This window comes from Calidifontimicrobium sp. SYSU G02091, from assembly GCF_022631395.1.
GTDB lineage: Bacteria > Pseudomonadota > Gammaproteobacteria > Burkholderiales > Burkholderiaceae_C > Calidifontimicrobium > Calidifontimicrobium sediminis.
The window spans coordinates 1-18,226 of sequence record NZ_JALBGB010000017.1 but is presented as its reverse complement, the minus strand read 5'-3'; the positions used below and the strand labels follow the sequence as shown (position 1 = coordinate 18,226).

Here is an 18,226-nt window from a genome sequence, read left to right as displayed (position 1 = left end):
GCAGGCAGGCCTGGAGCCGCGGCGCTCGCCCCCGGCCCTCGCAGAGCTCGGGCCCTTCGCGCCGTCCAGGCCTGCGCAGGCAGGCCTGGAGCCGCGGCGCTCAGCCTTTCACGCACACGAGCGGCTCGACGCGGGCGACCTTGCGCGCGAGCCCCGCGGCGTCGGCGGCGTCGACGACTTCCGCCACGTCCTTGTACGCCCCCGGCGCCTCCTCGGCGACGCCGCGCGACGACGGGCTGCGGACCAGGATGCCGCGCGCGGCCAGCTCGTCGACGACCTGCCGTCCGTGCCAGCGCTTGAGCGCCTGCTGCCGGCTCATCGCGCGCCCGGCGCCGTGGCACGCCGACGACAGCGCGAGCGACTCCGACTTCGCGGTGCCGGCGAGCACATAGGAGGCGGTGCCCATCGAGCCGCCGATCAGCACCGGCTGGCCGGCGTCGCGCAGCGCCGGCGGCAGGTCGGGGTGGCCGGGGCCGAACGCGCGCGTGGCGCCCTTGCGGTGCACGTACAGCTCGCGCCACTGGCCGTCGACGCGGTGGCGCTCGACCTTGCAGGTGTTGTGCGAGACGTCGTAGAGCACCGGCAGCCGCGCCTTCGGCAGCACGTCGGCGAACACGCCGCGCGTCAGGTGCGTGAGGATCTGGCGGTTCGCGAGCGCGCAGTTGATCGCCGCGCGCATCGCGCCGAGGTAGGCGCGGCCGAGCTCGGACTTCAGTGGCGCGCACGCGAGCTCGCGGTCGGGCAGCACGAGGCCGTGCGCCGGCGCCTGCTCGACCATGCGGCGCAGGAACTCGGTGCCGATCTGGTGGCCGAGGCCGCGCGAGCCGCAGTGGATCATCACGACGACGTCGCCCGCCTTGAGCCCGTAGGCGGCGGCGATCGCGGTGTCGTAGACCTCGGTGACTTCCTGCACCTCGAGGTAGTGGTTGCCGCTGCCGAGCGTGCCCATCTCGTCGCGCTGGCGGCGCTTGGCCTGCTCCGACACCTCGCCGGGCTTGGCGTGCAGCATCTGGCCGTGTTCCTCGACGCGCTCGAGGTCGGCCTCGTGCCCCCAGCCCTGCGCGACGGCCCACTTCGCGCCGCCGGCGAGCATCGCGTCCATCTCGGCGGCGTTGAGCCGGATCGCGCCGGTGCTGCCGACGCCGGCCGGGATGCCGGCGTACAGCGCGTCGGCGAGCTTCTTCTGCACCGGCATCACGTCGTCGCGCGTCAGGCCCGTGTGCAGGCAGCGCACACCGCACGAGACGTCGAAGCCGACGCCGCCGGCCGAGACGACGCCGCCCGCGTCGGCGTCGAACGCCGCCACGCCGCCGATCGGAAACCCGTAGCCCCAGTGCGCGTCGGGCATCACGTACGACGCGCCGACGATGCCGGGCAGCGTCGCGACGTTGACGGCCTGCTCGCGCACCTTGTCGTCCATCGCGCGCACGAGCGCCTCGCTCGCGAAGATGCGCACCGGCACGTGCATCGCACCGCGCGCCGGGATCTCCCAGTCGCACTCGCCGTGGCGGATCAGCCCTGTCGTGTCCATGCCTCGTCCTCTCAGACGTCGACCACCGTCTGCGCGAGCCAGCCGCCGTCGGCCGTGCGCGCGACGCGCAGCGCGGTGTAGGTGGCGCCCTTGACCTCGACCGCCGGGCGGTGGCGCGCGACGTCGACCGGCTCGCCGAACGCGCGCGCGCGCAGCCGCAGTGGCGGGCCGTCGTCGATGACGACGTCGAAGCGGGCGAACAGCATGCGGCGCACCGCCATCTCGTAGACCAGCGCGTTGAGCCACTGCGCGAGCAGCAGCTCGAGGTCGGCGGCCTCGCACGCGACGTCCACCGCGTCGCGCGACGCGACGCGCGCGGGGTCGGTGATCACCGCGGTCAGCGCGAGCGCCGCCTGCTCGAAGGCCTGCGCCGCGGTCGTGCCGACGCCGCGCACGCCGATATCGGCGCCGTGCTCGAAGTGCTCCCAGTGGGCAGCCCCGGCCGTCGTCATGCCCGCGATGCTGCCACCGAACGCGGCGCCAGAAACAGCGAAGCCCCGCGGCCAAGCGGCCGGCGGGGCTTCGGGGGGATGTGGTGGCGCTTCAGGGACTCGAACCCCGGACCTGCGGATTATGATTCCGTCGCTCTAACCGACTGAGCTAAAGCGCCCGAGCCGCACATTATAGCGGCGCCACGTCCGGCGGCCGGGCCCCGCACGGCGCCACCTGCCTGCTTCCGATGTTCAGCTTCTTCCGCAAGAAGGCCCCGCCGCCGGCGGCGCCCGAGACCGCGTCGTCCGCCGCCGTCGAGCCTGTGCCCGTCGCGACCGTGCCTGCACCGGCGGCCGAAGCGCCGGTCGCCACCCCGGCCCACGAGGCTTCGGCCGCCGCCACCGCTGCGCCGCGCGCCGGCTGGCTCGACCGCCTGCGTGCCGGTCTGCGCAAGACTGGCAACAGCATCGCGCAGGTCTTCACCGGCACGCAGATCGACGATGCGCTGTACGAGGAGCTCGAGAGCGCGCTGCTGATGGCCGATGCCGGCGTCAAGGCCACCGAGTTCCTACTGGCCGACCTGAAGCGCCGCGTCAAGGACGCGAAGGCCACCGACCCGGCGCAGGTCAAGGCGCTGCTGGTCGACGCGATCGCCGACCTGCTGCGCCCGCTCGAGAAGCCGCTGGCGATCGGCGAGCACACCCCGACCGTGATCATGGTCGTCGGCGTCAACGGTGCCGGCAAGACGACGTCGATCGGCAAGCTCACGCGCCACCTCGCCGACGCCGAGCAGAAGGTGCTGCTCGCCGCGGCCGACACGTTCCGCGCCGCAGCGCGCGAGCAGCTCGCCGTGTGGGCCGACCGCAACCGCGTCGAGATCGTGAGCCAGCAAAGCGGCGACCCCGCCGCGGTCACGTTCGACGCCGTCGTCGCCGGCAAGGCACGCGGCTGCGACGTCGTGATCGCCGACACCGCGGGGCGTCTGCCGACGCAGCTGCACCTGATGGAAGAGCTGAAGAAGATCAAGCGCACGATCGGCAAGGCGCAGGCCGGTGCGCCGCACGAGGTGCTGCTGGTCGTCGACGGCAACACGGGCCAGAACGCGCTCGCGCAGGTCAAGGCGTTCGACGACGCGCTGCAGCTCACCGGGCTCGTCGTCACCAAGCTCGACGGCACCGCCAAGGGCGGCGTGCTCGCGGCGATCGCACGCGAGCGGCCGGTGCCGGTCTACTTCATCGGCGTCGGCGAGAAGCTCGAAGACCTGCAGACGTTCAGCGCGCGCGAGTTCGCGCAAGCGCTCTTGGGCTGAGCGGGCCTCGGGTTCGGGCCGTGGGTGGCGGGCGGCCGCTTACGGCCCGTTGCGTTCCTTGAACGTCGGTTGAGCGTGAGCTCGGCCTGCTCAGGTCGTGGCGGCAGGGCGATGGCGGTGCCTGCGTGCTCCGGCCCACGCTCGCGCTTCACCGTCGTGCCGCGCGACCGTCTGTTCTGTCGCCGCGGCTTGTAGCCTGACGAGGTTGGGGCGAGCGCGAATCGGGCCTGCGCCCGCAGGCATCGCCATCGCCCTGCGGTCCACCGTGTTGGGCACGCCTCGCAGTGGCAGTACTCGTTCATCGGCATGGCGCGTGGCCCGGGCGTGCGGGCGCAGGCCCGATTCGCGCTCGCCCCAACCGACGCACGAAGACACGGTGACGATCGCACGACGACGGCAGTTTGCAAACGGTGACGCGCGAGCCGGGGCCGGAGAACGCACGCCCGGGCCATGCGCCACGCCTCAACCGCCGCAAGCAGGCACTCACGAGCAGCCGCAAAGGGCCGAGAACGCGATCCCAGCGGCGGCCGACGGAACGCGACGCAATGGCGAAGCGAGCGTCGCGACGGTGTCAGCGCCCGAAACCCGGCGGCATGAAGCCGCCGGGTCCCTTCATGCCGCCCATGCGCTTGAGCATCTTCATGAGGCCGCCGCCCTTCATCTTCTTCATCATCGCCTGCATCTGCTCGAACTGGTTGAGCAGGCGGTTGACTTCCTGCACGTGAACGCCTGCGCCGGCGGCGATGCGGCGCTTGCGGCTGGCCTTGATCAGCTCGGGCTTGCGGCGCTCGAGCGGCGTCATCGAGTGGATGATGCCCTCCATGCGTCGCACCTCGCGCTCGGCGCGGTCCATGTCGACGGCGCCGGCCTTCGCGGTGAGCTGGGTCGGCAGCTTGTCGAGCATGCCGCCCAGGCCACCCATCTTCTTCATCTGCTGCAGCTGCATCAGGAAGTCGTCGAGGTCGAAGCTGTCGCCGGCCTTGACCTTGGCGGCGAGCTTCTCGGCGGCCTTCAGGTCGACGCTTTCCTGCACCTGCTCGACGAGCGCGACGATGTCGCCCATGCCGAGCACGCGCCCGGCGTGGCGCTCGGCGTCGAACACCTCGAGGCCGTCGAGCTTCTCGCTCGTGCCGGCGAACTTGATCGGTGCGCCGGTGACCTGCCGCACGCTCAGTGCCGCGCCGCCGCGTGCGTCGCCGTCGAGCTTGGTCAGGATCACGCCGGTCAGCGGCAGCGCCTCCTTGAACGCCTTGGCGGTGTTGACCGCGTCCTGGCCCTGCATCGCGTCGACGACGAACAGCGTCTCGACCGGCTTGAGCGCCGCGTGCAGGTCGCGGATCTCGGCCATCAGCGCCTCGTCGATCGCCAGCCGCCCGGCGGTGTCGACGAGCAGCACGTCGAAGTGGTGCTTGCGCGCATGGTCGAGCGCGGCGAGCGCGATGTCGCGCGGCTGCTGGTCGGGCCGGCTCGGGAACCACTCGGCGCCGGCTTGCTGCGTGACCGTCTTGAGCTGCTCGATCGCCGCCGGGCGGTAGACGTCGGCCGAGACGGTGAGCACCTTCTTCTTGCGCCTGGTGATCAGGTGCTTGGCGAGCTTGGCGGTCGTCGTCGTCTTGCCGGCGCCCTGCAGGCCCGCCATCAGGATCACCGCCGGCGGCTGCGTCGCGAGGTTCAGGTCGGCGACGCCGTCGCCCATCGTCGCGGCGAGCTCCTTGTGGACGATGCCCACGAGCGCCTGACCCGGGTTCAGCGAGCCGACGACTTTCTGCCCGAGCGCCTTGTCCTTGACGCGCGCGATGAAGTCGCGCACGACCGGCAGCGCGACGTCGGCCTCGAGCAGCGCCATGCGCACCTCGCGCAGCATGTCCTGCACGTTGCTTTCGGTGATGCGCGCCTGGCCGCGCATCGTCTTGACCAGGCGCGACAGGCGGTCGGTGAGGGCGGAGGCCATCGGGGCGCGGGCGGCGGGCGCGCGGCGCCATGCAGGGCGCGCGATGCCGCGAAAGTAAACTGAGTCGATGATTTTACCGATCGGCTCCGACGGGGCGGCCAACGTCTGGACGTGGTGGCCGGCCTTCGTCGCGACGCTGGCGTACATCGTCGCCCTCGCGCCCGGTGGCGCGACGCAGCGCGTGCCCAACGTGGGCCTGGTCGTCGGCTGGCTGTTCCATGCGCTGGCGCTGGTCTACGACGTGGCCGGCGTCGGCGCCGAGGGGTCCGGTGCGCGCTTCGGCTTCGCGCCGGCGATGTCGGCCACCGTGTGGCTCGTCATCGGGGTGCACGAGGTCGAGAGCCGCCTGCTGCCGCTGCCCGGCGTGCGGCGCCTGCTCGCGGTGGCCGCGCTGCTCGTCGTGCCGCTGGCCGCCGCGTTCCCGGGCGAGGTGCGGCCGCAGGCCGGATCGGGCTGGCTGCCGCTGCACTGGCTGCTGGGCATCGTCTCGTACGGGCTGTTCGGCGCCGCCGTGCTGCATGCGCTGATGCTCGACGCCGCCGAGCGGCGGCTGCGCGCGAAGGCGGCGCCGCTGGGCGGCGGCACCGGGCCGCTGGGGCTGCCGCTGCTGCGGCTGGAGCGGCTGACGTTCCGTTTCGTCGACGCCGGCTTCGTCGTGCTCAGCCTCGCGCTGCTGCTCGGCGTGGCGACCTCGCTCGGCACGCCGAGGCTGTGGCGCTGGGATCACAAGACGGTGTTCTCGCTGCTCGGCTGGGCGACGTTCGCGGCACTGATCGCCGGGCGCCGGCTGCAGGGCTGGCGCGGCCGCCGCGCGACGCGCTGGCTGTACGTGGGTGCCGGCCTGCTCGTGCTGGCCTACGTCGGCTCGCGCTTCGTGCTCGAAGTGCTGCTGATGCGCGGGCGCTGACGCGATGGCCAAGTTCGTCGTCGTCCCACTCGTCGTCGGCCTCGTGCTGTGGCTGATGTTCGGCCGCCGCGGGCGCGCCGGATCGCCTTCGTCCACCCCCAGGCGCCGGGGTTCCGAAGACATGATCACTTGCGCCCACTGCGGCGTGCACCTGCCACGCAGCGAAGCCCTGGTCGCTGCCGGCCGCGCGTACTGCAGCGAGGCGCACCGCGACGCCGGGCCGCGCGTCGATGGCTGACGGCGGGCGCGACGCCGAGACGCCCGAGCGCCGCCGCGGCGAGCGGCGGCGCGGCGGCGACCGCCGCACGGCGGACCGCCGGCAGGGCGACCGGCGCCAGCGCGACCGCCGGCAGAGCGACCGCCGCGCGAGCACCGGCGCCGACTTCGACGCGTCGTGGTTCGCAGCCATCGGGATGGCCGCCGACTCGCGCCCGCAAGACGACGCCGAGTCGCGCTTCGCACCCGGCTGGAGCGCCGCCGACGCGACCGACAGCCGCTTCCTGTCGCGCCAGGCGCGCCGCATCGTCGGCAGCGGCCCGACGGCGTTCCAGCGCATCTACCGCACCTTCCTCGCGGCGCGCGCGGCGCTCGGCGTCGCGCTGCTGGCGGCGATCGTCGTCGGCAACCTGCTCGGCGTGCGCACTGCGGCGCTGCCGCTGGTGCTCAGCAGCGCCTACGCGCTGCAGGCACTGGCGGTGTGGCTGTGGCCGCGCCGCGGCGGCGACGCGCACGCGGGCAGCGCGTCGCGCCTGGGCCGCGGACAGTGGCTGGCGACGATCGGCGTGGACCTGCTCGCGTTCTCCACGCTGTACCTGCTCGAGCCGTCGCCGAACCTGAACTACGTCGCGCTGCTCGTGCTGCCGGTGCTGATGGCCGGCGTGCTGACGCCGCGCCTGTCGGCGCTGGGCACCGCGGCGGCGGTGACGCTGCTGCTGCTGGCCAACGGCTGGCGCCTGACGCTCGGCGGCGTCGAGCTGACGGCGGCGATGACGCCGGCCGGGCTGACCGGCATCGGGCTGTTCATCGTCACGCTGCTGGCCGGCGAGCTCGCGGGCCGCCTCGCACGCGAGGAGCTGACCGCGCGCGGCAGCCTCGAGATCGCGCGCCAGCAGGCGCAGCTGAACCGCCTCGTGATCGACGAGATGGGCGAGGGCGTGCTCGTGATCGACCGCCGTGCGCGCGTGCGCACGGCCAACCCGGCTGCGCGCCGGCTGCTGGTGGCCGACGGGCTCGCGCCGACGCCGCCGTTCTCGCTGCGCAGCGTGCCGGCATGGCGCGCGCTGACGCAGGCCGTCGAGCAGGCGTTTCGCGAGGCGCCGTGGCCCGAGGGCGGGCGCGACGTGCAGCTCGACTTCGGTGCCGGCGCGAGCCGCATGCTGCGCTTGCGGGTGCGCTTCACGCGCCGCCGGGCCGCCGACGAGGCGGGCGACGCCGAGTCGCCGGCGAGCGAGGAGCTGTGCGTGCTGTTCATCGAGGACGTGCGCACCGTCGTCGCGCGCACGCGGCAGGAAAAACTCGCGGCGATGGGGCGCATGTCGGCGGGCATCGCGCACGAGATCCGTAACCCGCTGGCGGCCATCGCGCAGGCCAACGCGCTGCTGCGCGAGGACCTCACGGCGCCGGGCCAGCAGCGGCTGGCGGCGATGGTGGCCGACAACGTCGAGCGCCTGAAGCGCATCGTCGACGACGTGCTCGAGGTCGCCGCCGGCGCCGCGGCGACGCCGCGCGAGGTCGACGCCGCTGCCGAGGTCGCGGCGATCGCGCACGACTGGGCGACGACGGCCGGCCTCGCACCCGGCGCGGGCGGGCGGCTGGCGCTCGAACTCGACGCGGGCCCGCTGCCCGTGTGGTTCGACCCCGACCACCTGCGCCGCGTGCTCGTCAACCTGCTCGACAACGCACGCCGCCACGCGAGCGCCGAGGCCGGGGCGATCGTGCTGCGGCTCGCGCGCGCGTCGCCGGGCGAGGTCGAGCTCGTCGTGGCCAGCGACGGCGAGCCGATCGCGCCCGACGTCGAGCGCCACCTGTTCGAGCCGTTCTTCTCGACGCGCAGCCGCGGCACCGGTCTCGGCCTGTATATTTGCCGCGAACTGTGCGAGCGCTACGGCGCCGCGATCGACTACCGCCAACGGCCCGCGGGCCACCGCCACCGCAACGAGTTCGTGATCACGATGCGTGCCGCCGCGGCACCCGAGCGCGCATGAGCCCCGCGATGCGCCCCGCTGCTCCGCGATGCGCCGGCCGACCGCCGGCGGCCCCCGGAGTGCCGCAGTGAGCGCGACGCCGTCCAGCCACCGCCTGCTCGTCGTCGACGACGAGCCCGACCTGCGCACGCTCTACGAGCTGACGCTGGTGCGCGAGGGCTATGAGGTCGACACCGCCGACACCGTCGACGAGGCGCTCGGCCGCCTGCGCGCGGGCGCGTACAGCGCCGTCATCACCGACATGCGGCTGCCCGACGGCAGCGGCCTCGACGTGCTGCACTGGCTCGAGTCGAACGCGCGCGGCGAGAAGGCCGTCGTGATCACCGCGTACGGCTCGGCCGAGAACGCCGTCGAAGCACTGAAGGCTGGTGCGTTCGACTACCTGACGAAGCCGGTGGACCTGCGCCAGTTCCGCACCGTCGTCGCGTCGGCGCTCGGGCTCGGTGCGGCACCGCCGGCGGCGGTGGCGACGCCGGCCGCGCGTGCCGCCGGCGGGGCGCCGACCGCGCCGGCCGCGGGGCTGCGCCGGCTCGTCGGTCGCTCGACGGCGATGCAGCAGGTGCGCTCGCTGATCGAGAAGGTCGCGCGCAGCATGGCGCCGGTGCTCGTGCAGGGCGAGTCGGGCACCGGCAAGGAACTCGTCGCGCGCGCGATCCACGACGTCAGCCCGCGCGCCGGGCGGCCCTTCATCGCCGTCAACTGCGGGGCGATCCCCGAGGCGCTGCTCGAGGCCGAGTTCTTCGGCTACCGCAAGGGCGCGTTCACCGGCGCGACCGAGGACCGCGAGGGCTTCTTCCAGGCCGCGCAGGGCGGCACGCTGTTCCTCGACGAGATCGGCGACCTGCCGCTGGCGATGCAGAGCAAGCTGCTGCGCGCGATTCAGGAGCGCTCGGTGCGGCCGGTGGGCGCCACCGCCGAGACGCCGGTCGACGTGCGCCTGGTCAGCGCGACGCACAAGGACCTCGCCGCCGAGGTGCAGGCCGGCCGCTTCCGGCAGGACCTGTTCTACCGCCTCAACGTGATCCAGATCCGCGTGCCGCCGCTGCGCGAACGGCTCGACGACCTGCCGGCGATCTGCGAGGCCGTGCTCGCGCGGCTGGCCGCCGACGCCGGCGTCGGTGCGCCGCTCGTGCTGTCGCCGGCAGCGCTGCAGCGGCTGGCGCGCTATCCGTTCCCGGGTAACGTGCGCGAGCTCGAGAACCTGCTGCACCGCGCGGTCGCGCTCGCCGGCGGCGACGTGATCGACGTCGCCGACCTCGGGCTGCCCGACATCGCGCTGGCCGAGGTGGCCGACGAGCCGCCCGCCGTGCCCGAGGCCGATGCCGCGCTGCCGCCCGGCGCGGCCGATGCGCCGCTGCCGCGCGACCTCGTCGCGCACCTCGACGCGGTCGAGCGCGACATCCTCGAGCGTGCGCTGGCGCGCCACCGCTACAACCGCACGGCCGCCGGCGCGAGCCTCGGCCTCACGCTGCGCCAGATGCGCTACCGCATGGCGCGGCTCGGCGTCGACGTGCCCGAGCCCGGCGGCGAGCGTGGCGACGGCTGAGCTTGGCTGGTCGCGCGGCTGGTGGGGCGGCGCGCGCCACGTGCCGTCGCCGAACTTCGGTCCGCGCCCGCCCGGCGAGGCGGTGACGCTGGTGGTGGTCCACTCGATCAGCCTGCCGCCCGGACACTACGGCGGCGACGCGATCGAGCGCCTGTTCACGAACCGGCTCGACTGGGACGCACACCCGTACTACCAGCGCATCCGCGGGCTGCAGGTGTCGGCGCACTTCCTGATCCGCCGCGACGGCCGGCGCCTGCAGTTCGTCTCGTGCGACGACCGCGCTTGGCACGCCGGCGTGTCGTGCTGGCGCGGGCGCGAGCAGTGCAACGACTGGTCGATCGGCGTCGAGCTCGAGGGGCTCGAGGGCGACACGTTCACACGCGCACAGTACCGCTCGCTCGTGACGCTGCTGGCCGCGCTCGCGCGCCGCTACCCGATCGCCGACGTCGCCGGCCACGAGCACGTCGCGCCGGGGCGCAAGGCCGACCCCGGCCCCGGCTTCGACTGGGCGGCGCTGCGCGATGCACTCGCGCGGCACCGCGCCTTCGCGCATCGCGAGCCGCCGAGACTCGCGGCCTGACTGGGGCTGCGCCGCGTCTCTGGCGCGACGCCATCGGGGCAAGCCCGCACGCGCAGTACACTACCGGTAGTGTTCTAATACGTTCAATGACCCCAGATGTAGTGTGTGCTGTCCCAGGCCACTGCACGGGTTGTCCACAAGTTTGTTCACCTGCGGCCGCTGCAGGACGTCCTGGGAAGGGCGTCCTCCGGCCGTGCGCCGTGGCGGCACGCCGGTGCCGTCACCGGCGTGCCCCAACCCGAGGAGTCCCATGCAAACCGTCACCCACAGCCCTGCCGCCGCGTACCCCGCCCGCCCCGCTGCCGCCACCGCTGCCCCGGTGAGCGCCTACCAGGGCTACCAGATCATCCGCCGCAACGGCGCGGTGGTCGCGTTCGAGCCGAACAAGATCGCGGTGGCGCTGATGAAGGCCTTCCTCGCGGTGCACGGCACGCAGGGCGCGGCGTCGGCGAGCGTGCGCGAGACGGTCGACGAGCTGACCGAGACGGTGGTGCGCGCGCTGCTGCGCTCGCGCCCGGGCGGCGGCACGTTCCACATCGAGGACGTGCAGGACCAGGTCGAGCTCGGCCTGATGCGCGGCGGCCACCACGAGGTCGCGCGCGCCTACGTGCTGTACCGCGAGCGCCGTGCGCAGGAGCGCGCGAAGCAGGCGCAGGCCGCGGCGCCGGCGGCACCGGCGCTGCACGTCACCGACGAGCGCGGCCAGCGCGTGCCGCTCGACGAGGCAAAGCTGCAGGCGCTGATCGCCTCGGCCTGCGAGGGGCTCGGTGACGAGGTGAAGGCCGAGCCGATCCTCGCCGAGACACGGCGCAACCTGTACGACGGCGTGCCGATGGCCGAGGTGCACAAGGCCGCGATCCTCGCCGCGCGCACGCTGATCGAGCGCGAGCCCGCCTACACCCGCGCCACGGCGCGCCTGTTGCTGCACACGATCCGCCAGGAGATCCTCGGCGAGGAGACGACGCAGGCGCAGATGGGCGAGCGCTACCCCGAGTACTTCCCGCAGTTCATCAAGAAGGGCGTGGCCGCCGAGCTGCTCGACGAGCGGCTGCTGCAGTTCGACCTCGCGCGGCTGGGTGCCGCGCTCAAGCCCGAGCGCGACCTGCAGTTCGACTACCTCGGCCTGCAGACGCTGTACGACCGCTACTTCCTGCACATCGACGAGCGGCGCATCGAGCTGCCGCAGGCCTTCTTCATGCGTGTCGCGATGGGCCTGGCGCTCAACGAGATCGACCGCGAGGCGCGCGCGATCGAGTTCTACGACGTGCTGTCGACGTTCGACTTCATGAGCTCGACGCCGACGCTGTTCAACAGCGGCACGCGGCGCAGCCAGCTGTCGAGCTGCTACCTGACCACCGTCTCGGACGACCTCGAGGGCATCTACGAGGCGCTGAAGGAGAACGCGCTGCTGTCCAAGTTCGCCGGCGGCCTGGGCAACGACTGGACGCGCGTGCGCGCGCTGGGCAGCTACATCAAGGGCACCAACGGCAAGAGCCAGGGCGTGGTGCCGTTCCTGAAGGTCGTCAACGACACCGCGGTCGCCGTCAACCAGGGCGGCAAGCGCAAGGGCGCCGTGTGCGCGTACCTCGAGACCTGGCACCTCGACATCGAGGAGTTCCTCGAGCTGCGAAAGAACACCGGCGACGACCGCCGGCGCACGCACGACATGAACACCGCCAACTGGATCCCGGACCTGTTCATGAAGCGCGTCATCGAGGGCGGCCACTGGACGCTGTTCTCGCCCTCGACCTGCCCCGACCTGCACGACAAATTCGGGCAGGACTTCGAGCGCGCCTACCTCGACTACGAGGCCAAGGTCGACCGCGGCGAGATCAAGCTGTACAAGCGCATGCGGGCCTTGGACCTGTGGCGCAAGATGCTGACGATGCTGTTCGAGACCGGGCATCCGTGGATCACGTTCAAGGACGCCTGCAACGTGCGTTCGCCGCAGCAGCACGTGGGCGTCGTGCACAGCTCGAACCTGTGCACCGAGATCACGCTGAACACCTCGGATACCGAGATCGCGGTGTGCAACCTCGGCAGTGTCAACCTCGCGCAGCACCTGACGGACGGCCCCGACGGCCGCAAGGTCATCGACCAGGCCAAGCTGAAGAAGACGGTGGCCACGGCGATGCGCATGCTCGACAACGTCATCGACATCAACTACTACGCGGTCAAGAAGGCGCGCGACAGCAACCTGCGCCACCGGCCGGTGGGTCTCGGCATCATGGGCTTCCAGGACTGCCTGTACCAGCTGCGCATCCCGTACGCCAGCGCCGAGGCGGTCGAGTTCGCCGACCGCTCGATGGAGGCGGTGTGCTACCACGCCTACTGGGCGTCGACCGAGCTCGCCGAGGAGCGCGGGCGCTACTCGAGCTACCGCGGCAGCCTGTGGGACCGCGGCATCCTGCCGCTGGACACGCTCAAGCTGCTGGCGCAGGAGCGCGGCGGCTACGTCGAGGTCGACACGTCGGCGACGATGGACTGGGACGCGCTGCGCGCGCGCATCGCGCAGCACGGCATGCGCAACTCCAACTGCGTCGCGATCGCGCCGACGGCAACGATCTCCAACATCATCGGCGTCGACGCGTCGATCGAGCCGAGCTTCGGCAACCTGGCGGTCAAGTCGAACCTGTCGGGCGAGTTCACGGTCGTCAACGAGTACCTGGTGCGCGACCTCAAGCGCCTGGGGCTGTGGGACAACGTGATGCTGATGGACCTGAAGCACTACAAGGGTTCGCTGCGCGCGATCGACCGCGTGCCGGGCGAGCTCAAGCAGCTCTACGCCACCGCGTTCGAGATCGAGCCCGCGTGGCTGGTCGAGGCGGCGGCGCGGCGGCAGAAGTGGATCGACCAGGCGCAGAGCCTGAACATCTACATGGCCGGCGCGTCGGGCAAGAAGCTCGACGAGACCTACAAGCTCGCGTGGCTGCGCGGCCTGAAGACGACGTACTACCTGCGCACGACGAGCGCGACGCACGTCGAGATGAGCACCGTCAACACGCGCCAGCTCAACGCGGTGCCGCAGGCGGGGCACGATCCGGCGATGGCTGCGGCCGAGCCGGCGAGCGACGTCAAGTTCTGCGCGATCGACGACCCGACGTGCGAGGCGTGCCAGTGAGGTCGAGCGCATGAGTCATCGACGATGCAGCGATCGAGCGCCGGCTTCGCTCGTCGCTGCGTCGATGCGCGACCGCAACAACTTCGGGTCGTCGATGTCAAGAAGTGCTTGGTGTTCGCACGCAACACTCCGATAATTCAACGCCACAGGACGTACACAACATGCTGGTCTGGGAAGACGACGTTCGCCCCACCTCGACAACCGCGAACCCCGCTGCGCCGAACCTGCCTCGCGACGCGCGGCCCGTGACCCCGTCACCCCTGCTGACTCCCTCGTCGATGCCGATGCCCGCGCTGGCCTCGGCCGTCGCGGCGCGGCCTGCCGCAGTGCCGGCGGCAATGCCGGTGATGCCCAAGGCGCCGAGCGCGCAGGCCGCGAGCCAGCGCCGCGTCAACGTCGCCGACAAGCGCATCATCAACGGCCAGACCGACGTCAACCAGCTGGTGCCGTTCAAGTACAAGTGGGCGTGGGAGAAGTACCTCGCCACCTGCGCGAACCACTGGATGCCGCAGGAGATCAACATGTCGCGCGACATCGCGACGTGGAAGGACCCGAACGGCCTGACCGAGGACGAGCGCCGCATCGTCAAGCGCAACCTCGGCTTCTTCGTCACGGCCGACTCGCTGGCGGCCAACAACATCGTGCTGGGCACGTACCGCCACATCACGGCGCCCGAATGCCGGCAGTTCCTGCTGCGCCAGGCGTTCGAGGAGGCGATCCACACGCACGCCTACCAGTACATCGTCGAGTCGCTGGGGCTCGACGAGAGCGAGATCTTCAACGCCTACCACGAGATCCCGTCGATCCGCGACAAGGACGAGTTCCTGATCCCGTTCATCGACGCGATCATGGACCCGAACTTCCGCACCGGCACCCCCGAGGCCGACCAGACGCTGCTCAAGAGCCTGATCGTGTTCGCGTGCCTGATGGAGGGGCTGTTCTTCTACGTCGGCTTCACGCAGATCCTCGCGCTGGGGCGGCAGAACAAGATGACCGGCGCGGCCGAGCAGTACCAGTACATCCTGCGCGACGAGTCGATGCACTGCAACTTCGGCATCGACCTGATCAACGCGATCAAGCTCGAGAACCCGCACCTTTGGACGCCGCAGTTCAAGGCCGAGATCAAGGCCCTGTTCCTGAAGGCGGTCGACCTCGAGTACCGCTACGCCGAGGACACGATGCCGCGCGGCGTGCTCGGTCTCAATGCGTCCATGTTCAAAGGCTACCTGCGCTATATCGCCAACCGGCGAGCGACGCAGATCGGCCTGGAGGAGCTCTTCCCGAACGAGGAGAACCCGTTCCCGTGGATGAGCGAGATGATCGACCTGAAGAAGGAGCGCAACTTTTTCGAGACGCGCGTCATCGAGTACCAGACGGGCGGCGCGCTGTCGTGGGAGTGAGGCGCGGCCCAGGGGCTGCGCTTCGCTGCCGGTGAAAGATCAAGACCTGCGGGTGACGCACGGCCATCAAAGAAGTGGCCGGCGTGGCCCGCAACCCCGTTCACCGCAACGGGTCGGCGGCGCGAGCAGGACGGCGCCGAACAAGCCCGTGGGTGAATTCCGCGCCGCATGTGGGTGCGGAGCTTTCGCAACTTGATCAAGGAGATCGAAATGGCAACTGCGAAGAAGGCCGCCACGGCCAAGAAGGCCCCCGCGAAGAAGGCGGCCGCGAAGAAGGCGCCGGCCAAGAAGGCCCCGGCGAAGAAGCCGGCGATGAAGAAGGCCGCGCCGGCCAAGAAGGCGGCCGCGAAGAAGGCCCCGGCCAAGAAGGTCGCCGCGAAGAAGGCCCCGGCCAAGAAGGTCGCCGCGAAGAAGGCCCCGGCGAAGAAGGCGGCCGCGAAGAAGGCCCCGGCGAAGAAGGCGGCCGCGAAGAAGGCCCCCGCGAAAAAGGCGGCGGCGAAGAAGGCCCCGGCCAAGCCTGCCCCTGCGCCGACGCCTGCGGCGAAGACGACGTTGAGCCCTGCGGCGGCCTGGCCGTTCCCGACCGGGAACAAGCCCTAAGCCGTCTGGCCCCTGCGACGGACCCGGCCTTGGCCGGGTCTTTTTGTTGGCGCGGTCTGGCCGCGCGGCGTGTTCGGGATCCCGCTGCGTCTGTCGCGCTCAGGCCAGCGGCATCGTGTCGGCAAAGCCGGTAGACGGCAATTCGCGTCGCGGCAGCACCATCGTCGGCTCTTCGTCGAGCCGGCGCGCGACCTCGTCGCGACGCGACTGTTCGCTCTTGCGCGTGCCGAGTTCCGCCTTGGCTGCAGTGAGCTCTTCTTGCAGCTGTGCGATCTGCTGGCGCCCCTGACGCGCCCGCTCGACGGCCACCGTGCGGGCCGCTTCGCTGTGTTCGACCTGCGCACGCAGCGCCGTGATCTGGCGCCGTGCCCAGACACCGACGCCCACGCCTGCGAGCAGGCCCGATCCCACCGCCGCCGCGGTGGCCCACATCAGCGTTTCAGCACTCATCATGCTTGCGCTATCGGCCGGGGCGGATCGCGTCTGAAGGCGCTGCGCTCGCGTCACAGCGGCAACATCGCACGGTCGAGGCGGTGGTTCTGGCCGCCGCGGCACGCGATCTTCAGCGCGCCGACGCGGTTGCCGAGCTCGACGCAGCGCGCCAGCGGCCAGCCGCGCTCGAGCCCGTACAGCAGCGCGCCGCGGAACGCGTCACCGCAGCCCGTCGGATCGACGACCTCGCGGGCCGGCACGCCCGGGACGTGTGTGCGCTCGCCCTGGATCCACAGCTCGCAGCCGTCGGCACCGAGCGTGACGATCACGCCCTGCAGGTGCGAACGCGACAGGCCGGCGAGGTCGGCGCCGGTGCGCTCGCACAGCATGCGCGCCTCGTAGTCGTTGACGGCGACCCACGTCGCGCGCTCGACGAAGCGGCGCAGCTCGGCGCCGTCGAACATCGGCAGCCCCTGGCCGGGGTCGAACACGAACGGAATGCCCGCAGCGTGCATCTGCTCGGCGTGCTGCAGCATCGCGTCGCGCCCGTCGGGGGCGATGATGCCGATCTTCAGGTCGTCGCGCGCGGGCACCGGCGTCAGGTGGGCCTGCGCCATCGCGCCGGGGTGGAAGGCGGTGATCTGGTTGTTGTCCTCGTCGGTGATGATGATCGCCTGCGCCGTGTAGTGGTCGGGCTCGACGCGCACGCACGAGGTGTCGACACCGAGTGCCTTCTGCCGGGCGAGGTAGTCGCTGCCGTCGCTGCCGAGTGCAGCCATCACGACGGGCTCGCCGCCAAGCTGCGCCAGCGTGTAGGCGATGTTGCCCGCGCAGCCGCCGTACTCGCGCCGCAGCGTCGGCACCAGGAACGAGACGTTGAGGATGTGCACCTGCTCGGGCAGGATCTGCTGCGCGAAGCGGCCGTGGAAATTCGTGATGGTGTCGAAGGCGAGCGAGCCACAGATCAGCGCGGGCATGGCAACTCCGGTTTCGGCAGCGGCGACGGCGGCCGCTCAGGGGTAGAAGATCTCGATCGTGTAGCCGACGACGCGCGGCTCGCCGGTGTCGAGCACGGCCTGCAGCGAGATTTCGGCGCCGGCGTCGAGGCTGGCGACGCGCGCGCCGAGCTCGCGCGGCTCGAGCACCTTGCGCGCGACGATGCCGCCGTAGACGTCGGTGAGCGTGAGCTCGATCGCCGGCAGCACCAGCGGCTGGCGATCGCGGTTGCGCAGCACCAGCGAAAGCCGCATCGCATGCCCGCCGTCGTCGACCTTGACGAGCGAACTGCTCTCGACGCTCAGGCCGGCGATGCGCCGCCTTGGCCCGTCGTCGCAGCCGGCGATGCGGCACAGCGGCTCGAGCCACGTGCGCGCCGCAGGCCACAGGTGCGCGATCGGTTCGTGAAAGGCGCGCGTGCCCTGCAGTACGGCAGCTGCCGTCAGCAGGAACGCCGCAGCTGCCAGCGCCGCGCGGACCTCCGGCGCGCGCCAGCGCGCCGCGCGCTCGGCCTCGCGCACGAAGGCGGGCGTCTCGGCGGGCGTCTCGGTGGGCGTCTCGGTGGGCGTCTCGGTGGGCGTCTCGGTGGGCGTCTCGGTGGGCGTCTCGGCGGCCTCCGGGGCGCCTGGCGCCGGCGGCTCGGATCGCGCTGGCTCCAGCGTCGTCGTCACGGCCGCGGCGCAGGCGCCTTCGGATCCGGCGACATCGGTGTGTGCGACGACGTCGCCCGTCGGCTCGCGGGACGTGCCGCCGTCGGCGTCCATCGCCTCGCGCTCGGCGTCGGGCGCAGGGCCGGGCCCTTGGACCTCCGGCTCGGAGGCGTCGACATCGAACGTCAGCGCCGCTTCGACCGGCGGCGACGACGCTTCGTTCGCGGGGCGGGCGTCGGCGGTCGCCGTCCACTCGGCAAACGGCTGCGCCGGGGGTTCCGGGAGGGCTTGCTGCGCGGCCTCGAGGACCGGCTCGCCGATCGGTTCACCGATTGGCTCCGCGATGGACTCTGCGACCGGTTCTGCAATCGCTTCAGCGATCGGTTCAGCGATCGGTTCAGCGATCGGTTCAGCGATCGGTTCAGCGATCGGTTCAGCGATCGGTTCAGCGATCGGTTCAGCGATCGGCTCGGCAGTCGGCTCGGCAGTCGGCTCGGCAGTCGGCTCGGCAGTCGGCTCGGCAGTCGGCTCGGCAGTCGGCTCGGCAGTCGGCTCGGCAGTCGGCTC

General features: G+C 71.8%; 16 protein-coding genes and 1 tRNA gene. 10 read left to right on the top strand and 7 right to left on the bottom strand.

Annotated elements, in window-relative coordinates; all coding sequences use genetic code 11:
- Nucleotides 1–100 precede the first annotated feature (100 nt).
- The 3 genes from MOJ79_RS11545 to MOJ79_RS11535 all read right to left on the bottom strand — a co-directional run bounded on the left by MOJ79_RS11545 (nt 101) and on the right by MOJ79_RS11535 (nt 2,141).
- A complete protein-coding gene (locus tag MOJ79_RS11545; RefSeq protein ID WP_241924293.1) occupies nt 101–1,531 on the bottom strand; it encodes an RtcB family protein in 1,431 nt (476 codons plus the stop codon).
- An 11-nt stretch (nt 1,532–1,542) separates the two neighbouring features.
- Entirely contained in the window at nt 1,543–1,983 is a 441-nt protein-coding gene (locus MOJ79_RS11540) for an archease (RefSeq protein ID WP_241924292.1), read from the bottom strand.
- Nucleotides 1,984–2,064: 81 nt separating this feature from the next.
- Nucleotides 2,065–2,141: transfer RNA gene (locus tag MOJ79_RS11535), tRNA-Met, on the bottom strand.
- Between the two features lie 69 nt (nt 2,142–2,210).
- Between MOJ79_RS11535 and ftsY the strand changes: the two genes are divergently transcribed.
- Nucleotides 2,211–3,272, top strand: coding sequence for a signal recognition particle-docking protein FtsY (gene ftsY, locus MOJ79_RS11530; RefSeq protein ID WP_241924291.1), 1,062 nt, complete (start codon nt 2,211–2,213; stop codon nt 3,270–3,272).
- Between the two features lie 571 nt (nt 3,273–3,843).
- On the opposite strand, the gene ffh is transcribed toward ftsY, so the two are convergent.
- A complete protein-coding gene (ffh, locus tag MOJ79_RS11525; RefSeq protein ID WP_241924290.1) occupies nt 3,844–5,223 on the bottom strand; it encodes a signal recognition particle protein in 1,380 nt (459 codons plus the stop codon).
- Nucleotides 5,224–5,290: 67 nt separating this feature from the next.
- On the opposite strand from ffh, the gene MOJ79_RS11520 reads away from it, so the two are divergent.
- From MOJ79_RS11520 to MOJ79_RS11485, 8 genes are all read left to right on the top strand, one after another.
- Nucleotides 5,291–6,130, top strand: coding sequence for a cytochrome C assembly family protein (locus MOJ79_RS11520; protein WP_241924289.1), 840 nt, complete (start codon nt 5,291–5,293; stop codon nt 6,128–6,130).
- A gap of 4 nt (nt 6,131–6,134) precedes the next feature.
- The gene (locus MOJ79_RS11515; RefSeq protein WP_241924288.1) at nt 6,135–6,368 is read left to right on the top strand and encodes a PP0621 family protein; all 234 of its coding nucleotides are present in this window, start codon (nt 6,135–6,137) and stop codon (nt 6,366–6,368) included.
- Nucleotides 6,361–8,334 (top strand): sensor histidine kinase, encoded by a 1,974-nt coding sequence (locus tag MOJ79_RS11510; RefSeq protein ID WP_241924287.1) that lies wholly within the window; start codon nt 6,361–6,363, stop codon nt 8,332–8,334. The genes MOJ79_RS11515 and MOJ79_RS11510 overlap by 8 nt, the downstream gene beginning before the upstream one ends.
- Nucleotides 8,335–8,401: 67 nt before the next feature.
- A complete protein-coding gene (locus MOJ79_RS11505; RefSeq protein WP_241924286.1) occupies nt 8,402–9,880 on the top strand; it encodes a sigma-54-dependent transcriptional regulator in 1,479 nt (492 codons plus the stop codon).
- Complete coding sequence (ampD, locus tag MOJ79_RS11500) at nt 9,867–10,460, top strand: 1,6-anhydro-N-acetylmuramyl-L-alanine amidase AmpD (RefSeq protein WP_241924285.1); 594 nt, start codon at nt 9,867–9,869, stop codon at nt 10,458–10,460. Before MOJ79_RS11505 ends, ampD begins: the two co-directional genes overlap by 14 nt.
- Before the next feature lie 250 nt (nt 10,461–10,710).
- Nucleotides 10,711–13,581, top strand: coding sequence for a ribonucleoside-diphosphate reductase subunit alpha (locus tag MOJ79_RS11495; RefSeq protein ID WP_241924284.1), 2,871 nt, complete (start codon nt 10,711–10,713; stop codon nt 13,579–13,581).
- A gap of 161 nt (nt 13,582–13,742) precedes the next feature.
- Nucleotides 13,743–14,981, top strand: coding sequence for a ribonucleotide-diphosphate reductase subunit beta (locus tag MOJ79_RS11490; protein WP_241924283.1), 1,239 nt, complete (start codon nt 13,743–13,745; stop codon nt 14,979–14,981).
- A 210-nt stretch (nt 14,982–15,191) separates the two neighbouring features.
- Nucleotides 15,192–15,581, top strand: coding sequence for a histone H1-like repetitive region-containing protein (locus MOJ79_RS11485; RefSeq protein ID WP_241924282.1), 390 nt, complete (start codon nt 15,192–15,194; stop codon nt 15,579–15,581).
- Nucleotides 15,582–15,680: 99 nt separating this feature from the next.
- Here the strand turns inward: MOJ79_RS11485 and MOJ79_RS11480 are convergent, their stop codons facing one another.
- The 3 genes from MOJ79_RS11480 to MOJ79_RS11470 form a co-directional block, all read right to left on the bottom strand.
- Entirely contained in the window at nt 15,681–16,013 is a 333-nt protein-coding gene (locus MOJ79_RS11480) for a hypothetical protein (protein ID WP_241924281.1), read from the bottom strand.
- A 71-nt stretch (nt 16,014–16,084) separates the two neighbouring features.
- Entirely contained in the window at nt 16,085–16,990 is a 906-nt protein-coding gene (locus MOJ79_RS11475) for a carbohydrate kinase family protein (RefSeq protein ID WP_241924280.1), read from the bottom strand.
- 36 nt (nt 16,991–17,026) lie between these two features.
- Nucleotides 17,027–17,773 carry a DUF3426 domain-containing protein gene (locus MOJ79_RS11470; RefSeq protein WP_241924279.1) on the bottom strand — a complete coding sequence of 249 codons (747 nt, stop codon included), beginning with the start codon at nt 17,771–17,773 and terminating at the stop codon, nt 17,027–17,029.
- 36 nt (nt 17,774–17,809) lie between these two features.
- Between MOJ79_RS11470 and MOJ79_RS11465 the strand changes: the two genes are divergently transcribed.
- Nucleotides 17,810–18,226, top strand: a 417-nt coding sequence (locus tag MOJ79_RS11465) for a hypothetical protein (protein ID WP_241924278.1), incomplete at its 3' end; no start/stop codon positions are given.